Raw genomic sequence first — 19,037 nt, forward strand, 5'->3', positions numbered from 1 at the left:
ATAACAGGTGGTAGATCTGTATGCAGCAGAGTCGTCAATCACAGCTCAGGCTTCTTATTGCCAAAGGTAAGGAGCAAGGTTATCTCACTTTTTCTGAAGTGAACGATCACCTACCTTCTGAGATCGTTGATTCGGATCAAATCGAAGACATCATCGGCATGATCAATGACATGGGTATTCAGGTGTTTGAAAACGCACCCGATGCCGATGAATTGATGATGAGCGAAGATACCGCTGATGAAGACGCAGCTGAAGCCGCCGCGCAAGCATTAGCAAGCGTAGATGGTGAGTTGGGTCGCACCACAGACCCTGTGCGCATGTACATGCGTGAAATGGGCACAGTTGAATTGTTAACTCGTGAAGGCGAGATCGACATCGCAAAACGCATTGAAGATGGTATTAACCAAGTTCAATGCTCGGTTGCAGAATATCCTGAAGCCATCAACTTCTTACTGGATCAGTGGGATTCATGTGAAGCCGAAGAAATGCGTTTAACCGACATCATTTCTGGTTTCATTGACCCGAATGAAGTTGATGAAGCGCCTGTTGTGGCAACCCACATTGGTTCTGAACTCAGCGACGATCAACTCGATGACGAAGATGACGACGCTGATGATGACGACGATGATAGTGATGATGACAGCTCAGATAGCGGCATCGATCCTGAATTTGCGCGTCAAAAGTTTGGCGAACTCCGTGACCAATACGAGAAAACGCGTGCTGCGATAAGCAAGCATGGTCGTGACAACGCCAAAGCGCGTAAAGAAATCGAAGCGCTGAGCGAACTCTTCAAGCAATTCCGTCTAGTGCCGAAGCAGTTTGACCGCTTGGTGAAAGACATGCGCGACATGATGCATCGTGTACGCGTGCAAGAACGTCTGATCATGAAGATGTGTGTTGAGCAGGCTGGTATGCCGAAGCGTGCATTCATGAAAGCGTTCGCTGGTAACGAAAACAGCACCGCTTGGTTAGCGAAAGCCATTGACGATGGTGAAGCGTATTCTGAGTCACTATCAACACTTCAGGTTGAGTTAGAGCGCTGTATCCACAAGCTTGCCGAAGTGGAAGTGGAAACTGGCCTAACCATCGCTAAAGTAAAAGATATCAACCGTCGTATGTCGATTGGTGAAGCGAAAGCTCGCCGGGCGAAAAAAGAGATGGTTGAAGCGAACTTGCGTTTGGTTATCTCCATTGCGAAAAAATACACCAACCGTGGTTTACAGTTCTTGGATTTAATTCAAGAAGGTAACATTGGTTTGATGAAAGCCGTGGACAAGTTCGAATACCGTCGTGGTTATAAGTTCTCAACTTATGCAACTTGGTGGATTCGTCAGGCGATTACGCGTTCAATTGCTGACCAGGCTCGTACCATTCGTATTCCGGTTCACATGATCGAAACGATCAACAAGTTGAACCGTATTTCGCGTCAAATGCTTCAGGAAATGGGTCGTGAACCGACACCAGAAGAGTTGGCCGAGCGCATGGTGATGCCGGAAGACAAGATCCGTAAGGTTCTAAAAATTGCGAAAGAACCGATTTCAATGGAGACACCAATTGGTGACGATGAAGATTCGCATCTTGGCGACTTCATTGAGGACACCACATTGGATCTACCGGTGGACTCAGCAACGTCTGAAAGCCTACGCAACGCAGTTCGCGAGGTGTTAGGTGGCTTGACCCAGCGTGAAGCGAAAGTACTGCGTATGCGTTTTGGTATTGATATGAATACCGACCATACATTGGAAGAAGTTGGTAAACAGTTCGACGTAACCCGTGAACGGATTCGTCAGATTGAAGCCAAGGCTTTGCGTAAGCTACGTCATCCAAGTCGTTCAGAGCAGTTGAAATCGTTCTTGGACGAATAAGCTCAGATTTAATCTGAACGAATTCACGTTAAAAACGTCTTAAGAAGCTCTAGCCCTTGTGGCTAGGGCTTTTTTATTTTTAGCACGAAATTTGTTAAAATGTCGGCTAACTTCGCTGAAAAGGATGAAATATGATCGCAGTTGATCAGAACAACACCGAATTCCAGCAACCGCGTCGAATTATCGATGCGCACTTTCATATCTATAACGATTCATTTCCGTTAATAGAGAACCAAGGCTTCTTGCCTGCACCATTTTCCATTGAAGATTATCGTCACCGCACCAAAGATTTTAATATCCGCGGTGGGGTGATCGTGTCGGGCTCTGTGCAAGGGTTTGACCAGAGCTATTTAAAGTCTGCGCTAGCGGACATGGGTGACCAGTTTGTTGGTATCACCAACTTACCGAGCAGCGTCTCCGATGAAGAAATTCTTAAATTACGCGACCACCGCATTCGCGGCATTCGCGTGAACTTGAAACGGCGCGTGGTGAGTGGTCTCGATAACTTAGTTGATTTCGGCCAGCGCATCTGGGACTTAGCCGGCTGGCATTTAGAAATTTACGTTGATAGCCGTGAACTCGATGAAGTGATGCCTAAGCTCTTGAAACTTCCGAAAGTGTCGGTTGACCATTTAGGGATGGCGCGTTCTGGTTTATCGCAAATTCAAAAGCTCGCCGAGAATGGTGTTCATATAAAAGCATCAGGCTTCGGGCGCACGGAAGTGGATGTCGGCAAAGCTGTGAAAGCCATTTACGCCATCAATCCAGAAAGCTTGATGTTTGGCACGGACTTACCATCAACACGAGCTGAGCGTCCGTTCAATGTGCGTGATATTGAAACCGTGTGCGAAGCGCTTGGCGATGACAAAGCCATTGATAAAGTGTTCGCCGGCAACGCTGCGGATTTCTATCATATAAACCTATAAAAAACCCCAATCGGGGTCATGACAAGCGGGTCGAAATTTCATATACTTGCGCCCGCTTTGTTATTCCCACGGGAATAACGTCCTACCTGTAATGGCCCCTTAGCTCAGTGGTTAGAGCAGCCGACTCATAATCGGTTGGTCCCCAGTTCAAATCTGGGAGGGGCCACCATTTATCATCCCACGTGGTTTTGTATTTCCTATTTGTGGTAATCTGCTGATATCACCTAGATAGGAAGTAACAACGTGAAACCATTAAATAACTACTTAGTTTGCTTATCTCTTTTCACCGCATTGCTGTTGCCAGCCACTACTCAGGCGCAAGACGCAGAAGCCAAGCAGGAAACAGCGGAACAATCCGTTCCAGAACCTACTAATTTCCGCTCGGAGCACAAAGGCACGTTTAACGGTACTCGGGTCACGTATACCGTAGATGCTGGCGAAACCTATATTCGTAATAACGATGGTGACCCAACTGCCGCAATTTTCTCATTCGATTATGTGGTTGATAGCAAACAAAACCGCCCGGTCACGTTCATCTGGAACGGCGGCCCTGGTTCTTCGTCTAACTGGTTGCACATGGGCGGTTATGGCCCGAAACGTATTGTGGTGCCGAGCGATGCCGAAAATCCAGGCGCAGCGCCTTACACCTTGAAAGATGCACCAGAAACCATTTTAGATGTCACCGATATGGTCTTTGTTGACCCAGTTGGCACGGGGTTTTCACGCGCCATTGGTAAAGGCAAGAAAGAGGATTTTTGGGGATTAACCGAAGATGCAAACTCAATGGCGGCGTTTATTGCCGAGTGGTTAACAGAGAATAATCGCTGGAATTCGCCGGTATTTTTACTCGGCGAAAGCTTTGGTACAACGCGAGCTGCTGCGGTTGCTAAAGTATTACTCGATGATTACGTGATTAATGTAAACGGTATTGTGTTCGTTTCACAGGCACTCGATTATCAAGGCTCAACGCCGTATGTTGATGACAATATCATTTCTTACATCACCTACGTGCCAACCATGGCGGCTACCGCTTGGTATCACGGTAAAGTTGATAACTCGGGTGATTTTGAAACCTTTATTCAGCAGAGTCGTGATTTTGCATCACAAGAACTGTTACCAGCACTCTTTCAAGGTAACTTACTTAGTGCAGAAAAACGCGCGCATTTAGTGAGCCAACTGCAACGTTTCACGGGTTTGAGTAAAGAGTACATTGAGCAAGTGGACCTGCGTATTAACGCGTTCCGTTTTGCAAAAGAATTACGCCGTGACGATGGTGTTGCGGTAGGTTTACTCGACAGCCGCTATATCAACGATGAACGCGATGATGTGGCAGCTCGCCCAGAAGCTGACGCAGCACGATCGATTTCGCCCGCGTATAAAGCTTCGCTGATGCATTACATGCGTAACGATCTAGGCATCGATTGGAATCGTAAATATTTGAATCCATCTGATCCTGAACTCTCAGGTAAATGGCGTTGGAGCCCGATGCCAGAAGGTCGCTCGTGGGAACCGCATTATGTGAACACCGCACCAGATTTAGCGTCAGTGCTGCGAAGTAATCCGGCATTAAAAGTTATGGTTGGCTCTGGCTATTATGATCTCATCACGCCATTTTTTGATGCAGAGTACACATTAAACCGCCATGGCATAGCCAAAGATGACATCATTTATCGCTATTATCACGGCGGCCATATGATGTACGTGCATGAACCTGCGCGCCAAGCTTTACTTAAAGATACGCGAGAATTTATTCGCTCGCAGATTGGCAAATAAGCTAAAGCGCAAATGTAACTGCGGAAACAATTGGTTACGACGCCAACCTGTCGTTCTAGTGGTGTAACTGCTAAATTTGAGCTCTCAGTTAAGCTGTTGTGAGAGCTCAAATGTTTTCTTCTTTATATAAATCTTTCGTTGTTTTAGGTATCCTCGCTGCTTTTGGCGGCATGCCGGCCGCTCAGGCTGACACCACTCAGAATGTGACCATTTGCCAGCAGGGTGATTGCGGGCGTGATATCGCTGAGCTGGAGCGCTTTGCACGCAAAGGTAGTGGCGATGCAGCAGCCGTTGTAGCCATGGCGTACGCCAGTGGCGATGGTGTCGAGCAAGATCTCGAGAAAGCAAAAGATTTTATTGAACAAGGCGCGCGCCGTCGTAATGCGATGGCAATGTTTGTGCTGTCGGATTGGCATGGCCGTGGCTTCGTAGTTGAACAAGATGATGCGCAAGCACAACAATGGCTACAACGTTCGGTCGATCTCGGTTACGCCCCAGCGCAGTATCAGCGCGGTATGCAACTGCTCGCAACAACCGAAGCTACGAGTCAACAAGAGGGCGTCAAACTCATCCAAGCGGCGGCTGACACCAACTTGGTGAGTGCCATGTACGTACTCGCTCGGCTTACCCAAACCGGCACATTGGTTGAGCAAGACCTAACCGCTGCTGGCGCACTGTATGCCAAACTGGCGCGCACTGGGCATGCCGATGCACAAAAGCAGTTACGCTTAATCAATCAGCAACTCGCGCAAGCTGGCATGGATAACACCGAAGAGGCGAAACGTTTGCAAGCTGCAGAAGCGGGCATGGAACGCATCACGGTTACCGCCGATGCAAGCCATTATCGTACCCAACTTGGTCGCTTAATTGACCAAATTGATGCTTCGGGCAATTTTGATAACCGCTCAATTGGTTCACGCATTCAAGGCGTTGGTTGTGCTGACACCGGCAGTGTTTGTGCCGTGAATAAACCCGAAAAAGGTCAGGGCAGTTTGAGAGATGTCCTATCAGGTGGGCAAGGTAACTAATGTATCAAGCGGTATCCGTTAGTGACTTCCAGCACGGATACCGCTTATAACCTTCTAGCTTTGTGCTTTTGCGGCGCGAGCAGCATGGAGTTTCTTGTAGCTCTCAATTAACCGAAGGTGACGATCTAATCCTTCAAGCTGCATATTGGTCGGGGTTAGACCAGGGAAGCGCACCGAGCCTTCGACTGCACCCACTACGTCAGCCATAGTTTGTTCACCGAACATGCGCTTGAAGTTTGGTAAGTATTCTTCCAATGCCATTTCATCGTCTAACGCAATTTCGAGCACTGCACTTACCGCGCGATAGAATAAGGTACGGGCAACCGTGTTGTCGTTGTATTGCAAGAACGCTTCAACCAAATCATAAGCATCTTCATGTCGTTCCAACGCTAAATAAATCAGTATCTTGAGTTCCAGAATGGTTAATTGACCCCATACGGTATTTTCGTCGAACTCAATACCAATCAATGTGATGATATCGATGTAGTTGTCCAACTGACTGTCTTCTAAACGCTCAACTAAATCTTCAAGCTGTTCGTCCGTAAGACGGTGCAAATTAAGAATATCTTCGCGGTAATCGAGTGCTTTGTTGGTGTTATCCCAAACTAAATCCTCGATCGGATACACTTCAGAGTAGCCAGGCACTAAGATGCGGCAAACTGGGGCACCAAGCTCGGTGTAAACGGCCATGTAAGCCTCAAGTTCCATACCTTCAAGAATCCCGAATAGATTATCGGACTCTTCTTGGTTAGTGCCTGAGAAGTCCCACTCGCAGAATTCATAGTCACTTCGTGCACTAAAGAAGCGCCAAGAGACGACACCTGAAGAATCAATAAAGTGTTCGACAAAGTTGTTCGGTTCAGTCACCGCCATACTATTAAAGGTTGGTGGTAAAAAGTCATTCAAGCCTTCAAAGCTGCGGCCTTGCATCAGCTCGGTGAGACTGCGCTCGAGCGCCACATGAAAGCTTGGGTGCGCGCCAAACGAAGCGAACACACCGCCAGTACGCGGGTTCATCAGCGTCACACATGCGACAGGGAAACGACCGCCTAGCGAAGCGTCCTTGACTAAAATCGGATAGCCCTGAGCTTCGAGCGCCTGAATACCCTCAACAATATCTGGGTATTTTGCTAACACGTCAGCCGGCACATCAGGCAACGCAATTTCATGTTCAATAATCTGCTTCTTCACCGCACGTTCGAAAATCTCCGAAAGACACTGCACTTGTGCTTCAGGCAAGGTATTGCCAGCACTCATACCATTGCTCAAATAGAGATTTTCAATGAGGTTTGATGGGAAGTAAATGGTCTCACCATCGGAGTGACGTTGAAACGGCAGTGCGCAAATTCCGCGGTCAATACGCCCCGAATTGGTGTCGATTAAATGCGAGCCTTGGAGCTCATTGTCGGGGTTATAAATCTCCAAACAATAATCATCAAGGAGTCCATCCGGAATCGCATTGTTCTCGGTTAACGGGAACCACTTTTCATTCGGATAATGAACAAAGTCAGCATGCGCAATTTCTTCTCCGAAATACTGGTCGTTATAGAAGAAATTGCAGTTGAGTCGCTCAATAAACTCACCGAGCGCTGAAGCTAATGCGGCTTCTTTGGTGGCGCCTTTGCCATTGGTAAAACACATCGGTGAGGCGGCATCGCGCACATGCAGAGACCACACATGCGGCACGATATTACGCCACGATGCGATTTCGATCTTCATGCCGAGGTCAGCAAGAATTTTCGTCATGTTGGCGATAGTTTGCTCAAGTGGCAGGTCTTTGCCTTCGATATAAGTCAGCGAGCTACCTTCAGGTTGTCCCATCAATAAGGCTTGGGCGTCTTCATCGAGGTTCTCAACCACTTCAATTTGGAATTCTGGGCCGGTTTGCACCACTTTTTTAACGGTACAACGGTCGATTGAACGCAAGATGCCTTGACGGTCTTTTTCAGAAATATCTTCTGGTAATTCCACCTGAATCTTAAAAATCTGGTTATAGCGGTTTTCAGGATCAACAATATTGTTTTGCGATAAGCGAATGTTGTCCGTTGGAATATTGCGCGATAAGCAATAAACCTTCACGAAATAAGCCGCACACATCGCGGATGATGCTAGGAAATAATCGAATGGACTGGGCGCTGAACCGTCACCTTTATAGCGAATAGGTTGGTCGGTTATCACCGTGAAATCGTCAAACTTGGCTTCTAGTCGCAAGTTATCTAAAAAGTTTACTTTTATTTCCATGAGCTCATTTAAACCACTATTAAAAATTCAGCGGCTATTATCTCGTGTTTAAGGTAAATTGTCTTGGTGAATTCAAATTTTGACGGGTGAAACGAGGGATGTTCGCTATGAAGACAACACAAGTCGCTGTCGGCGTGATAACTTTTTGCGTGAGCTTAACTTTACTTGCGGGCTGCACGTATCGTGGTGCATACCACGAAATGCAACGCGAGCAATTACGTCAATGTGTTGAAGAGCAGGGGATTCCCTATCACGAATGTCTTGAGCGCACGAACAAATCTTACGACGAGTACATGCGCGAACGACAAGAAGTGATCAATGATAACTAGGTATTTCTAGACATACCTAGCGCTTCGCGCATGCTGTTGGCAAACGCGACGAACTTTTCTTTCATTGTTTGCTTCACAGATACTTCGACTGAACCCAGTACGCTGTAACCGGTAATCGTTATTTGCGGTGCTTGACGTCCGGCCATCGACGGCGCTTTATTTTCCGATGAGCCAACAATATCGTACATACGAATAGTCACGTTGACGCTTTCAGGAACAAATATCTCTAGGCTGCCCAACACGTTAGCCACGTTTACTTCAATATTTTGATGTTGAAAAATGGCGTCAGTGAAATCGATTTTGGTGGAGCCTAATACATCAATAACATTAATTTTCTTAGGAACAACCCACTGCCCCTCACGTACACTTGAACCTAAAATACTCACAAGTTTGTCATCTTGTGATTCCTCTCCAGCGCCATAATTAGGAGTAAACGAACGCTCTTTTTTTGCGTCATAGCTGGCATCGGCCTCTAGAGGTAAATCCTCCACGAGTGCCACGAGTTGCTGATGAGAATCTGTTGCCATTGCCTCGTCCAGTCGACGTTCAAATGCTTCGGCAGAAATGATTGCATGGCTATAGTTAATAATGAGCTTATCGACGGTTTCTTCTCGAACTTGCTCAATTGGGCGGTCTTCAAGTTTTACTGGCATGATTGATTCCTTGTTATTGCTTTAATCACTATAGACAAAAATCATGCAATATCTAGACCAAAAATAATAACTCCTTTTAAATCATAATATTAGGGTAATATCAGAAACTTGGCTACGAACGTTTTGACAAAAAAATAGTGTATTTGCCTTATTCTTGGTCATTATCTGCATAGCCACTGCCAATGGCGCTAAAGGGCAGATCAAGCCCAAGCTCAGGTACTTGGAGACCAATCCATGCTGGGAAGGTATTGCTATTGGGCCCTGGCACAGCTTCATACTCATTCGCCCATGGGTAGCGCTCTGCAGCCGCAATAATCTGCGGAATAAGCTCACCAGCTTTATTGCCTACCATTGATAGTACTTTTTCTGGCTTAGCACCATACCAGTAACGATCGGGCGTTGCTGTTTGATAGCTATATAGCGCTGGCTGGCCGCGATTCACCCTCCAACCCACCACTTCATACACGGTGTATTCTTTTGCATTCGCTGGTTTCACGGCAATCCACGTGTGCACAGCGAACCATCCGCGCCAACCAAAGGCATCGGCGGCATAAACCTCAATAACCGGCTGCGTTTCAGTTACCGGATTAGCGGCGATACCGGCTGGCTCACGCGAAGCTGTACGCCAATCTCCTGACGAACAACCAATGAGCAGAGCGGTTAATAAAGTAACGACAAGTGTTCTGAACATAATGATCTCTTTTAAAAACAAAAAGCCCGTGAATTTGTATCACAGGCTTTTTGTACGTCAACTTGAGACAGATAGATTACTCAAAGGTACGCGGCTTTAATACGCAACTAAAAGCACACTGGCAGCAACTAAAAGTAAATTAAATAATAGCGGCAATGCCATTAATACAAATAAAGTTAGTTTAATTTTCGTGCGTTGCATAAAGAAATCCCCCACAAACTGAATTGCATATTAATGAGAATGGTTCTCATTTGCAAGTTTGTGAGGGTGTTCTTTATTTAAATTTTGCTTCAATAGACTGATGAAGTTGTTTCTTACCGCCAAGCATAAAAACAACTTCCGCGACAACAAACAATGGACCGATAGCAAGCCCCATAATGTCATCGACAAATGCGGGCTTACGGCCCTCAAAATAGTGGCCAACAAACTGAAAAATCCAGCCGACGACAAATAACCCGATACCCCAGGCTAACCACAAAGAAGTCTCAAGCATCGCAACTTGGCTACCTAACCATACGGCTAGCCCGAGTAGCAAAGTCATTAAAATCCCTAAAGCGACATCGAGTTTGAGGTAAAACAACGCTGCAATCGCACTCACAATAATGGCGGGTGAGAGCATAAAGTCAGCGATAAACCAGGTGGGGCGTGATAATAAAATTTCGATTGCGATAACAATCAAAGGAATGCCAACTAAATGCGTCATGATATTGCGACGATCACGATGGTATGCAGCATATCCGGCTAAATGTTCTGTAATTGTTTTCATGGCTTGCTCACCTATTGTTTTATTGCCAATATTAACCTGATTCTAATAAAGAACAAGGACAACCCATGCGGGAACAACTCGAACGTCGTGCCTTTTTGATTTTACTGGCGGCAGTGACTATTGCTTTTGGCTTTATTCTGGAACCATTTTGGTCAGCCATTTTTTGGGCTTGCGCGGTATCCGTTATTTTCTTCCCACTCCAACAACTACTCGAACGAAAGTGGGGGAGTCACCCGAATATTAACGCACTAGTGACGTTGACAGTGTGCATGCTCATTGTCGTGATTCCAGTGATTTTCATCAGTACCGCATTTATACAAGAAGGTATTCAGCTCTATCAAAAATTAGACTCGGGCGATATCGATCCGCGTGAAATGTTAATGAAGTTGCGCGACGCGTTTCCGATTGTCGACGAGCTGTTGGTTGAGTTCGGTGTAAATCCAAACGACATTCGAGAGCAGGTAATTAGTGCCGTGCAGGGCGCTTCTAAATTCTTAGCAAAAGAAACACTGACCATTGGTCAAAATACCTTTAGCTTCTTAGTCAGCCTTGCGCTGATGATGTACCTGACCTTCTTCTTGCTACGCGACGGCTCACAATTGCGTGACTTACTCATTAAAGCATTACCCATTGGCGATGAACGGGAGCACGCATTATTTGAGAAGTTTGTCGAAGTAACCCGCGCGACTGTAAAAGGCAACCTTGTTGTCGCCGTCGTGCAAGGGGCGCTCGGTGGTTTCATTTTTTGGCTTCTTGATATTCCAGCCCCATTATTGTGGGGCGTCATCATGGCATTTTTATCGCTGATTCCAGCGGTCGGCGCAGCGCTAGTCTGGTTCCCCGCAGGGTTGTATCTATACGCTATTGGCGATTGGATTAGTGCCACGGTATTAATGGCCTACGGCGCGATTATTATCGGTTTAGCAGATAATGTGTTACGCCCAATTTTAGTCGGTCGCGATACCAAGTTACCGGATTACATCGTGTTATTTTCAACCATTGGCGGTATTTCGTTATTTGGTATCAATGGTTTTGTGATTGGGCCATTGGTCGCCGCACTTTTTATGGCGGTGTGGCAAATATTTATGACGGACTTCAATGATGAACCCGCATTCAACGATGAGCCCAAATTAAAAGAGCAGTCGGAGACTACTGAGTAAATCATTACGGCCGTCGGTAGCCACCAATGAGGTTCGGCTTACTGAACACCCATTGCCATACTTGTAGATCGCGGGCGCGAAAAGCGCCCGCGCACGATAATAAGTAGTAGCGCCACATACGATAAAATGTGGTGTCATAATGCTCGCTTAGTTGCGGCCACGAACGCTCAAAATTGTCGTGCCACGCCATTAACGTCGGATCGTAATCGGCACCCAAATTATGGACATCTTCAGCACACAATAAGTCGCGTGATGCATCGTCAATGTGACTTAGGCAAGGTAACTCGCCGTTCGGAAATATGTATTTGGCTATCCATGGGTCGGTACCACGAACATCACGATTTCGGCCAATGGTATGTAATAAGAATAGGCCGCTTGGTTTGAGGCAATTAGCAACAACTTTCATGTAGCTACGATAGTTTTTGTGACCGACATGCTCAAACATTCCGAGACTGACAATAGCGTCAAAAGATTCATTCAGTTGTCGATAGTCCTGCAGACGAAATTCTATCGGTAAACCTTCACATAGCTGCTGACCTAGTTTCACTTGTTCTTTAGAAACGGTCACACCGACACATTCAACGCCATAATGCTCCGCGGCATACTTCATAAAGCTACCCCAGCCGCAACCGATATCAAGAATACGCATGCCAGGTTGTAGTTGCAGTTTTTTACATACCAGTTCGAGCTTGTCTATTTGCGCCTGTTCGAGCGACTGCGCTGTCTGCCAATAGCCGCAGGTATAAACCATGTGCGGGTCGAGCATGGATTGATACAATGTGTTACCTAGATCATAGTGATGTTGACCAACCAGCCAAGAGCGCTGCGGAGACTGTAAATTTATTACGCGGTTTTTAAGGTAATGCCAAATGAGTCGTGAAGTTCGAACCTGATCTTGAACGCGATTAGCTAATAGTCGGCAAAAGAACACATCAAGTTGCTCACAGTCCCAATCGCCAGCCATATAGGCCTCACCGAGTGCAAGATTACCGCGAGCTAAAACGTCACCTAAAAATGAGGCATCGCGCAATTGCATATCCCACGGCCGATTTCCATTGAGTTGGATATCGGCCGGAGCTAATAACTCACTAACAAATGCTTGTGCGTTCGCCATGCTACCTCCAGTGACACGATTTACGCACAAGTGTAGTCAAGATAACGGCATTTGCACGGCTGCCAAATAAGTTCTAGCGTGACTTAGACGCCACAAATTCGGGATAGGCTTCAACGCCACATTCCGAAATATCAGCACCTATATATTCATGCTCCATAGAGAGGCGAATGCCAAATGCTCTGGCTAAAAACCACCACACCAGCAAACTACTTGAAAATACCCAGAGAAAAATAATGGCAGCACCGAGTAATTGAACCGAAATTGATGCCGATACAGATGTCAGCACCGCACAAATCAACCCATAAAGGCCTGCCACGCCGTGCACCGAAATAGCACCAACTGGGTCGTCAATTTTTAAGCGGTCGAGTAATACTATGGAAGCCACAACAAGCGCACCCGCACCCGTACCGATTAGTACCGAGCTAGTTGCTGTTGCAGCCGCAGGTTCAGCTGTAATTGCGACTAAGCCTGCAAGTACACCGTTCAAAATCATGGTGAGATCAGCTTTGCGCCAAATGAGGCGAGTAATAGCAAAAGCAGAAACGGCACCGGCAGCAGCTGACAAATTCGTATTGAGAAAGATATTGGCCACCGCATTGGCGTTTTCCACAGTGTGAATGCTTAAGAGCGAACCACCATTAAAGCCTAGCCAGCCAAACCAAAGAATAAGTGTACCGAGAGTTGCCAGCGGCATATTGGCGCCAGGGATTGGATAAATAGCACCACTATGTCCATATTTACCCTTACGCGGACCGAGAATCATCACACCAGCAAGAGCAGCAGCAGCTCCCGTCATATGTACAACGCCTGAACCGGCAAAATCTACAAATCCCATCTCACTTAAAAAGCCACCGCCCCAAGTCCAGCTACCAACAAGCGGATAGATGACACTCGTCATGATAAGGGTAAATACCAGAAACATTGAGAGCTTCATGCGCTCTGCCACGGCTCCGGATACAATTGACATCGCGGTTGCGACGAAGACCATTTGGAAGAACAGGTAAGCGCTCGGGGAGTAATCGGAAATTGTTGTTTCACCATACATCAGGCGATAGCCGATGAAAAAATAACAGAGGCATGCGAGAGCGTATAATAGGATATTCTTGACCAGAATTTCGGTGGTATTCTTGGTTCGTACCAAACCAGCCTCAAGCATGGAAAAGCCTGCCGCCATCCACATCACTAATGCCGCACTTAATAAAATAAACAAGGTATCTAATGCATAACTTAATTCGGTCATAGTCATGGGAATCTCCTTATATCGCGAAGCGATCAATTTCGCCGGTGCGAATCCGAATCACGGTTGAGAGCGGCGTGACGAAGATTTTGCCATCGCCGGTATTGCCGGTATGCGCGGCGTCTCGAATAGCATCAATAGCAGCTTCGAGCTGTTCATCGGTGACGGCAATATCGATGCGTATTTTGGGTAGAAAATCGATACGATATTCGGCACCTCGATAGAGTTCGGTGTGACCTTTTTGCCGACCAAAACCACGAACTTCTGTAATGGTCATACCCTGACAGCCAATCTGTTCAAGGGCTTCTCGAACGTCGTTGAGTTTGGCGGGTTTTATGATGGCGATAACAAGTTGCATGGTGACTCCTTTTTCTCAGCGAACTAGATTTATTGGGTTATTCATCGTCTCCGCTCAATAACCAAGCAATTGCCATGCCAAAAAAAGCATAAAAAAAAGATTAAAATCGCCGAAAATACGCGAAAGCTGCACTAACTTGGTGCGATTGTTCAATTTTCGCAGAGAACTTGCACCATTGGTGGGCATATGAGAGGGCACATGAGTGAGCACATTGGTGGCATACAACGAACGGGTAAGTCGAACACATGCGGTTTGCTGAGGGATAACATATAATGATTGAATCTTTACAAGGTGCTGTAAGCTCCGTAATGTTAACGCAAAGAAACCAAAGGTATCGCCATGAAATATCTATCCTTAATGACTGTCTTATTTGTGCTCGCAGGCTGTTCATCGAATCACTCATCAGTGAGTGAGGTAGATATGTCTGCGGCAGAGTCGGTAGACTTTATGCGACCTTATGAGTTGTCACGTAACGATGTGAGCTTTGTCAGTTTGGGGCAAGTACAAGGTGAATCTTGCCAAGCAAACGTGTTCTCCGAAAAACCGACCCAACAAAAAGCTTTACTGCGCATGAAAATTGCAGCGGCAAAACTCGGTGCAAATCGTTTGATATTACGCAGTTGTCAGCAAGACCAAACAGATGATTGTCGAGCGCGCTGGATTTGCACTGGTGATGCGCACCAGGCACAACCGTTACAGTAAGTGAATTTTTGTAGAAGGAGTCGTCATGCAAGTTGCTAAGCGTTCTGCAGAGTTAATCGGTCAAACAGATTTATTGCGATTGAACTCACTTTCGGATTTAACCGGTTGTGATATTTGGGTGAAGTTGGAGTCGCAAAACCCTGGTGGTTCGATAAAAGATCGTGCTGCATTGCAAATGATTAAAGATGCGATGGACAAAGGTGAACTCAAGCCCGGTATGACGATTGTTGAAGGCACCGCCGGAAACACTGGAATAGGTCTCGCGGTGGTTGCTCGTTCGTTTGGCTTGAACATGCTGGCAGTTATGCCCAATGATCAGAGCAAAGAAAAAGAGCGCATGATTACGTTGCACGGCGCCCAACTTAAAACGGTTGACCCAGTTCCTTTTAAAAACGAAAACCATTTTTATCATACGGCGCGCCGATTGGCTGAACAAAATGATGACTATTGGTGGGCCAATCAATTTGAGAATACCAGTAATGCGCGAGCTCATTATCTGACGACTGGCCCTGAAATTTGGCAACAAACCAATGGCAACATTGATATTTTGGTGTCTGTCGCTGGCACCGGAGGAACGATTGCTGGTAACTCAATGTATCTCAAAGAGCGCAACCCGAACATGCAAGTTTGGTTGGCTGATCCAGATGGTTCTGGCATCTACAGTTATTTGAAAACTGGAGAATATGTCAGTCAAGGTAGCTCGTTCACCGAGGGCATCGGCATTATGCGTTTGGTTGAGAACTTTAAACAGGCGCGTATTGATGCGGCAGTAAACCTTCCTGATGACGATTTAGTTACGTTGTCGCGATACCTTGTGGAGCACGAGGGTTTAGTGCTTGGCAGTAGCTCGTGTTTAAACGTGGCTGGCGCATTGCAAGCCGCAGTATTGCATGGCCCAGGAAAGACGGTCGTGACGTTCTCTTGTGATCTTGGCGAGCGCTCGGCGAGCAAACTCTACAACGAAGACTATTTAAAACAACGCGGCGTTCGTACCGAGCCCGAGAAGATATCTGAGTTAATTCGTCGTTACCAGAATCAGGGTGATAAAGTTTGGTATCGTCAATCATGAAAGGCAAACTCAGCTTCGCCGCTCTTCTGGTCGTAAGCGGACTGGTATGCTCGAATAGTTGGGCACAGCAGTTAACTGAACCGTCAGCAAGCGAAGAGGCTAAGTCACCGTTAATTATTGCTCACCGCGGAGCTTCAGGTTATGCGCCTGAGCACTCTGCGGTTGCGGTCGCTTTGGCCCATGCCCAAAATGCCGACTACATCGAACAAGATGTAGTACTGACACGCGACCATGTTCCCGTCGTGTTGCACGATATTATTTTGGATTTTGTGACCAACGTTAAAGAGGTTTATCCGGACAAACACCGTCCCAATGGCCACTACTATGTGGTTGACTTTACCTTTGCGGAACTCCAAAAGTTAACGCTCACCGAACGTAAAAGTAAACATGGCGAGCAGCGTTACCCACAGCGATTCTCCGTGACCAGCGGGGATTTTAAAATCATGTCGCTGGCGCAGCAGATTGAGCTTATTCTTGGCTTAAATCAAACGCGCAATACGAATACCGGCCTATACGTTGAATTCAAGGCGGCGCGTTGGCATAAAACTCAAAATTATGATGTCGTTCAAGCAACACTCGGTGTTTTAGCACGCTATGGATTCAGCGACGTTGTGCCGCCAGCGCCGATTTATTTGCAAAGTTTTGACCCCGAAGTATTGCGCCGATTGAAGCGCGAATTCATGACACAGCTACCACTAGTGCAGTTGGTCGCTGAAAATAGTTGGAATGAGAGCGATATTGATTACAACACGATGCTCACTGCCGCAGGTTTAGAAACGCTAAGTAGCTACGCCGGTGGTGTCGGTATTTGGTTGAACCATATTTATTTGGGCCTCGATGAGAACGGCCAGCCAAAGTTCTCGGATGTTATCGCCCATGCCCAAGCTGCGGGCTTGAAGGTACACGTTTATACGTTGCGTGCCGATGATTTACCGGAAGGCGTGACGAGTTATCAGCAACTCAAAGACTGGTTACTTGAGCTTGGTGTCGATGGCGTGTTTACCGATTTTCCTGATTTATAGACGTATCAAAACTAACTCGCATCCGATAACCATCCGTACCATCGTCGTAGTACTCAGGAAGTAAATCGATAACCGCAAAATGGAGCTTTTCGTACAAACTTATCGCTGCTGTATTATCGACTTTCACTTCTAATCCCAGACTAATTGCACCCTGTTGCTGAGCGGTGTGAATTGCATGCTCGAGGAGTACGCGGCCGAGTCCGGTGCCACGTGACTCTGGTGCGGTAGCAATGGAGTAAAGCCGCCAACGACGACTGTTCTTTCGCGTCAGCAATAAATAGTAACCGGCAAGCGCGCCGTCTTCGCTCATACAAACAAAAACATGCCCGGTATTCCCGGCTAATAAGCGCCGAAAACTTCGGCGCCCCATGCGGCTGTAATCGAAACAGCGCTCTTCAAGCTGAACTAAAGCTCCAACATCATTGAATGTGGCTTCGCGAATATGCCAACGAGCGCTATTTTCACGCATTATTTTTCATCCAAGCGACGGGCAAAATCACGCATGATAATGTGATACAGCTCATCACCTAACAGCAAATCTTCGACCCCAGAATCAATCGACGGGTTGTCGTTGATCTCAATGATCACAGGGCCTTTTGCCGTCACCTTCATATCAACACCGTACAAGCCGTCGCCAATTAAACGAGTTGCTTGTAGCGCAGTTTTCACCACATCTTTTGGCACTTGATGAACGCCGACGGTTTCAAAACCACCCGATTTTGCCCGACTTGTCGTGCTGGCATGGTTGTATATTTGCCAGTGATTGCGTGCCATAAAGTATTTACAGGCATAAATAGGGCGGTTGTTCAAAATCCCAATACGCCAGTCAAATTCGGTTTTCACGAATTCTTGTGCAAGCAAAATTGTCGATTTCTTAAACAGCTCAGCGGCCACTCGTTGTAGCTCTTCCTCTGACTCTGCTTTTTCGACACCAATTGAAAACGACCCGTCAGGAATCTTCAGCACGACAGGATATCCCAATCGTTGACCAATTTTTCCGTAATCAATATCTTGTTGGCTCAATAACAACTCAGTGCGCGGTGTTGGAATACCGTGCTTGTCTAACAACTCTTTCAAAAATACTTTATTCGCGCACTGCAAAATAGAATGCGGCGCATCAATGACAACCATGCCATTCGCTTCAGCCTTTTTAGCAAAGTGATAGGTGTAATGGTTGATGCGCGTGGTTTCACGAATAAACAGCGCGTCAAACTCAAGTAATCGGTTGTAGTCATCCGCTGTGATTAATTCTGCATCGATATCAGCTTCTTTGGCCGCTTTAATAAATTTTTGTAATGCCTTTTTGTCGCTGGTCGGAATCGGCTCTTCTGGGTCGTGCAAAATGGCGAGGTCGTAGCGATACTCTTTCGGCGCGCGTGCCTTGCGCCACACCCGTTTACTGAAACTGTCTAGAGCATCACCAAAAAATGTCTGTTGCGTATCGGAGAGGTCCGGTAATGCACCAGCAACTAACTGATTGATAAACCAACGCCCTTGATAACTAAATTCGACCCACATGATCGGACACGGGTAACGGTCGAACATTTGACGAGCGAAGTTATTCAACAGTGGTTCTTCGGTTTGCCCGAAACAAATCAGGACACGAACAGGCAACGACTTATCAGCCGTCGCTAAAAATTTATTGAGGTGCTTATCGGTATTGGCAAGCAGCAATTGATAGTGACTGAAGTTCGCCAAATCGTTAATGGTTGTCACGGATGGCAAAACGCGTTGGCCTCGTGCTTCAGCTAACAAACTGACGTAATAGCCAGTCGATAAATAACTCAAGTCACCACACAAATTGAGAATTTGTGTGCGTGTCTTGCTCGTCGACTGAAGTAAGTATTCACTTGCCGTAACCGTGGCCTGACTAGGGTAGTAAGGTTGCCAATCGGTAATGTCGTCAAGAATGATTAAAGCTGCGTTTTGCATAGTGGCTCCAAAGCGAAATTGCCGCGCATTTTTATGCCTAATTTGAACAAATTACAATAGCTCAGAAAGATATTTTTATATAATTTCTTCTATTATTATTTTTGTAAAAAAGACGTTGAAAAATAGCCGAATGAATTTAGGTAAGCTATTCTTGTGCTTACAAATATAGTT

General features: G+C 46.5%; 18 protein-coding genes and 1 tRNA gene. 10 read left to right on the top strand and 9 right to left on the bottom strand.

Annotated elements, in window-relative coordinates; all coding sequences use genetic code 11:
• Positions 1–20 precede the first annotated feature (20 nt).
• The 5 genes from rpoD to CWI82_RS10455 all read left to right on the top strand — a co-directional run bounded on the left by rpoD (position 21) and on the right by CWI82_RS10455 (position 5,592).
• On the top strand, positions 21–1,865 hold the full coding sequence (rpoD, locus tag CWI82_RS10435) for an RNA polymerase sigma factor RpoD (protein ID WP_092858504.1): 1,845 nt from the start codon (positions 21–23) through the stop codon (positions 1,863–1,865).
• Between the two features lie 131 nt (positions 1,866–1,996).
• On the top strand, positions 1,997–2,791 hold the full coding sequence (locus CWI82_RS10440) for an amidohydrolase family protein (protein WP_130203494.1): 795 nt from the start codon (positions 1,997–1,999) through the stop codon (positions 2,789–2,791).
• A gap of 93 nt (positions 2,792–2,884) precedes the next feature.
• Positions 2,885–2,960, top strand: a tRNA-Ile gene (locus tag CWI82_RS10445).
• A gap of 74 nt (positions 2,961–3,034) precedes the next feature.
• Positions 3,035–4,564, top strand: coding sequence for a S10 family peptidase (locus CWI82_RS10450; RefSeq protein ID WP_233340253.1), 1,530 nt, complete (start codon positions 3,035–3,037; stop codon positions 4,562–4,564).
• Positions 4,565–4,674: 110 nt separating this feature from the next.
• Positions 4,675–5,592, top strand: a complete 918-nt coding sequence (locus CWI82_RS10455) for a tetratricopeptide repeat protein (RefSeq protein WP_130203495.1) — start codon at positions 4,675–4,677, stop codon at positions 5,590–5,592.
• A 54-nt stretch (positions 5,593–5,646) separates the two neighbouring features.
• On the opposite strand, the gene CWI82_RS10460 is transcribed toward CWI82_RS10455, so the two are convergent.
• Entirely contained in the window at positions 5,647–7,833 is a 2,187-nt protein-coding gene (locus tag CWI82_RS10460) for an OsmC domain/YcaO domain-containing protein (protein WP_130203496.1), read from the bottom strand.
• 107 nt (positions 7,834–7,940) lie between these two features.
• On the opposite strand from CWI82_RS10460, the gene CWI82_RS10465 reads away from it, so the two are divergent.
• Positions 7,941–8,162 (top strand): hypothetical protein, encoded by a 222-nt coding sequence (locus tag CWI82_RS10465; RefSeq protein WP_130203497.1) that lies wholly within the window; start codon positions 7,941–7,943, stop codon positions 8,160–8,162.
• Here the strand turns inward: CWI82_RS10465 and CWI82_RS10470 are convergent.
• The 3 genes from CWI82_RS10470 to CWI82_RS10480 all read right to left on the bottom strand — a co-directional run bounded on the left by CWI82_RS10470 (position 8,159) and on the right by CWI82_RS10480 (position 10,272).
• Entirely contained in the window at positions 8,159–8,815 is a 657-nt protein-coding gene (locus CWI82_RS10470; protein ID WP_130203498.1) for a LiaF domain-containing protein, read from the bottom strand. The genes CWI82_RS10465 and CWI82_RS10470 overlap by 4 nt on opposite strands.
• A 148-nt stretch (positions 8,816–8,963) precedes the next feature.
• A complete protein-coding gene (locus tag CWI82_RS10475) occupies positions 8,964–9,506 on the bottom strand; it encodes a DUF3750 domain-containing protein (RefSeq protein WP_130203499.1) in 543 nt (180 codons plus the stop codon).
• A gap of 274 nt (positions 9,507–9,780) precedes the next feature.
• Complete coding sequence (locus tag CWI82_RS10480) at positions 9,781–10,272, bottom strand: Mpo1 family 2-hydroxy fatty acid dioxygenase (RefSeq protein WP_092858484.1); 492 nt, start codon at positions 10,270–10,272, stop codon at positions 9,781–9,783.
• A 65-nt stretch (positions 10,273–10,337) separates the two neighbouring features.
• Between CWI82_RS10480 and CWI82_RS10485 the strand changes: the two genes are divergently transcribed.
• Positions 10,338–11,432: an AI-2E family transporter gene (locus tag CWI82_RS10485; protein ID WP_092858482.1), complete on the top strand. Its 1,095-nt coding sequence runs from the start codon at positions 10,338–10,340 to the stop codon at positions 11,430–11,432.
• 4 nt (positions 11,433–11,436) lie between these two features.
• On the opposite strand, the gene cfa is transcribed toward CWI82_RS10485, so the two are convergent.
• From cfa to CWI82_RS10500, 3 genes are all read right to left on the bottom strand, one after another.
• Positions 11,437–12,546 carry a cyclopropane fatty acyl phospholipid synthase gene (gene cfa, locus CWI82_RS10490; RefSeq protein WP_130203500.1) on the bottom strand — a complete coding sequence of 370 codons (1,110 nt, stop codon included), beginning with the start codon at positions 12,544–12,546 and terminating at the stop codon, positions 11,437–11,439.
• Between the two features lie 73 nt (positions 12,547–12,619).
• Positions 12,620–13,792 (bottom strand): ammonium transporter family protein, encoded by a 1,173-nt coding sequence (locus CWI82_RS10495; protein ID WP_092858478.1) that lies wholly within the window; start codon positions 13,790–13,792, stop codon positions 12,620–12,622.
• Between the two features lie 10 nt (positions 13,793–13,802).
• Positions 13,803–14,141, bottom strand: coding sequence for a P-II family nitrogen regulator (locus tag CWI82_RS10500; protein ID WP_130203501.1), 339 nt, complete (start codon positions 14,139–14,141; stop codon positions 13,803–13,805).
• A gap of 339 nt (positions 14,142–14,480) precedes the next feature.
• On the opposite strand from CWI82_RS10500, the gene rcsF reads away from it, so the two are divergent.
• From rcsF to glpQ, 3 genes are read left to right on the top strand one after another with little or no spacing between them, the layout of a single operon-like run.
• Complete coding sequence (gene rcsF, locus CWI82_RS10505) at positions 14,481–14,843, top strand: Rcs stress response system protein RcsF (protein ID WP_130203502.1); 363 nt, start codon at positions 14,481–14,483, stop codon at positions 14,841–14,843.
• A gap of 25 nt (positions 14,844–14,868) precedes the next feature.
• Positions 14,869–15,912, top strand: coding sequence for a cysteine synthase A (locus CWI82_RS10510; RefSeq protein WP_130203503.1), 1,044 nt, complete (start codon positions 14,869–14,871; stop codon positions 15,910–15,912).
• The gene (glpQ, locus tag CWI82_RS10515; protein WP_130203504.1) at positions 15,909–16,934 is read left to right on the top strand and encodes a glycerophosphodiester phosphodiesterase; all 1,026 of its coding nucleotides are present in this window, start codon (positions 15,909–15,911) and stop codon (positions 16,932–16,934) included. Before CWI82_RS10510 ends, glpQ begins: the two co-directional genes overlap by 4 nt.
• On the opposite strand, the gene CWI82_RS10520 is transcribed toward glpQ, so the two are convergent.
• On the bottom strand, positions 16,912–17,403 hold the full coding sequence (locus CWI82_RS10520; protein ID WP_130203505.1) for a GNAT family N-acetyltransferase: 492 nt from the start codon (positions 17,401–17,403) through the stop codon (positions 16,912–16,914). The two genes, glpQ and CWI82_RS10520, sit on opposite strands and share 23 nt — an antisense overlap.
• The gene (locus CWI82_RS10525; protein ID WP_092858466.1) at positions 17,403–18,866 is read right to left on the bottom strand and encodes a RimK family protein; all 1,464 of its coding nucleotides are present in this window, start codon (positions 18,864–18,866) and stop codon (positions 17,403–17,405) included. Before CWI82_RS10525 ends, CWI82_RS10520 begins: the two co-directional genes overlap by 1 nt.
• Between the last annotated feature and the right edge of the window lie 171 nt (positions 18,867–19,037).

Source organism: Pseudidiomarina tainanensis (assembly GCF_004214835.1).
Taxonomy (GTDB): Bacteria; Pseudomonadota; Gammaproteobacteria; order Enterobacterales; family Alteromonadaceae; genus Pseudidiomarina; species Pseudidiomarina tainanensis.

What these genes read in the sequence shown, in the direction of transcription:
- rcsF (WP_130203502.1), top strand. Translation starts at nt 14,481, where the DNA reads ATGAAATATCTATCCTTAATGACTGTCTTATTTGTGCTCGCAGGCTGT.
- CWI82_RS10455 (WP_130203495.1), top strand. Translation starts at nt 4,675, where the DNA reads ATGTTTTCTTCTTTATATAAATCTTTCGTTGTTTTAGGTATCCTCGCT.
- CWI82_RS10525 (WP_092858466.1), bottom strand. Translation starts at nt 18,866, where the DNA reads ATGCAAAACGCAGCTTTAATCATTCTTGACGACATTACCGATTGGCAA.
- glpQ (WP_130203504.1), top strand. Translation starts at nt 15,909, where the DNA reads ATGAAAGGCAAACTCAGCTTCGCCGCTCTTCTGGTCGTAAGCGGACTG.
- CWI82_RS10470 (WP_130203498.1), bottom strand. Translation starts at nt 8,815, where the DNA reads ATGCCAGTAAAACTTGAAGACCGCCCAATTGAGCAAGTTCGAGAAGAA.
- cfa (WP_130203500.1), bottom strand. Translation starts at nt 12,546, where the DNA reads ATGGCGAACGCACAAGCATTTGTTAGTGAGTTATTAGCTCCGGCCGAT.
- CWI82_RS10520 (WP_130203505.1), bottom strand. Translation starts at nt 17,403, where the DNA reads ATGCGTGAAAATAGCGCTCGTTGGCATATTCGCGAAGCCACATTCAAT.
- rpoD (WP_092858504.1), top strand. Translation starts at nt 21, where the DNA reads ATGCAGCAGAGTCGTCAATCACAGCTCAGGCTTCTTATTGCCAAAGGT.
- CWI82_RS10460 (WP_130203496.1), bottom strand. Translation starts at nt 7,833, where the DNA reads ATGGAAATAAAAGTAAACTTTTTAGATAACTTGCGACTAGAAGCCAAG.
- CWI82_RS10495 (WP_092858478.1), bottom strand. Translation starts at nt 13,792, where the DNA reads ATGACTATGACCGAATTAAGTTATGCATTAGATACCTTGTTTATTTTA.
- CWI82_RS10500 (WP_130203501.1), bottom strand. Translation starts at nt 14,141, where the DNA reads ATGCAACTTGTTATCGCCATCATAAAACCCGCCAAACTCAACGACGTT.
- CWI82_RS10480 (WP_092858484.1), bottom strand. Translation starts at nt 10,272, where the DNA reads ATGAAAACAATTACAGAACATTTAGCCGGATATGCTGCATACCATCGT.
- CWI82_RS10440 (WP_130203494.1), top strand. Translation starts at nt 1,997, where the DNA reads ATGATCGCAGTTGATCAGAACAACACCGAATTCCAGCAACCGCGTCGA.
- CWI82_RS10465 (WP_130203497.1), top strand. Translation starts at nt 7,941, where the DNA reads ATGAAGACAACACAAGTCGCTGTCGGCGTGATAACTTTTTGCGTGAGC.
- CWI82_RS10510 (WP_130203503.1), top strand. Translation starts at nt 14,869, where the DNA reads ATGCAAGTTGCTAAGCGTTCTGCAGAGTTAATCGGTCAAACAGATTTA.
- CWI82_RS10485 (WP_092858482.1), top strand. Translation starts at nt 10,338, where the DNA reads ATGCGGGAACAACTCGAACGTCGTGCCTTTTTGATTTTACTGGCGGCA.
- CWI82_RS10475 (WP_130203499.1), bottom strand. Translation starts at nt 9,506, where the DNA reads ATGTTCAGAACACTTGTCGTTACTTTATTAACCGCTCTGCTCATTGGT.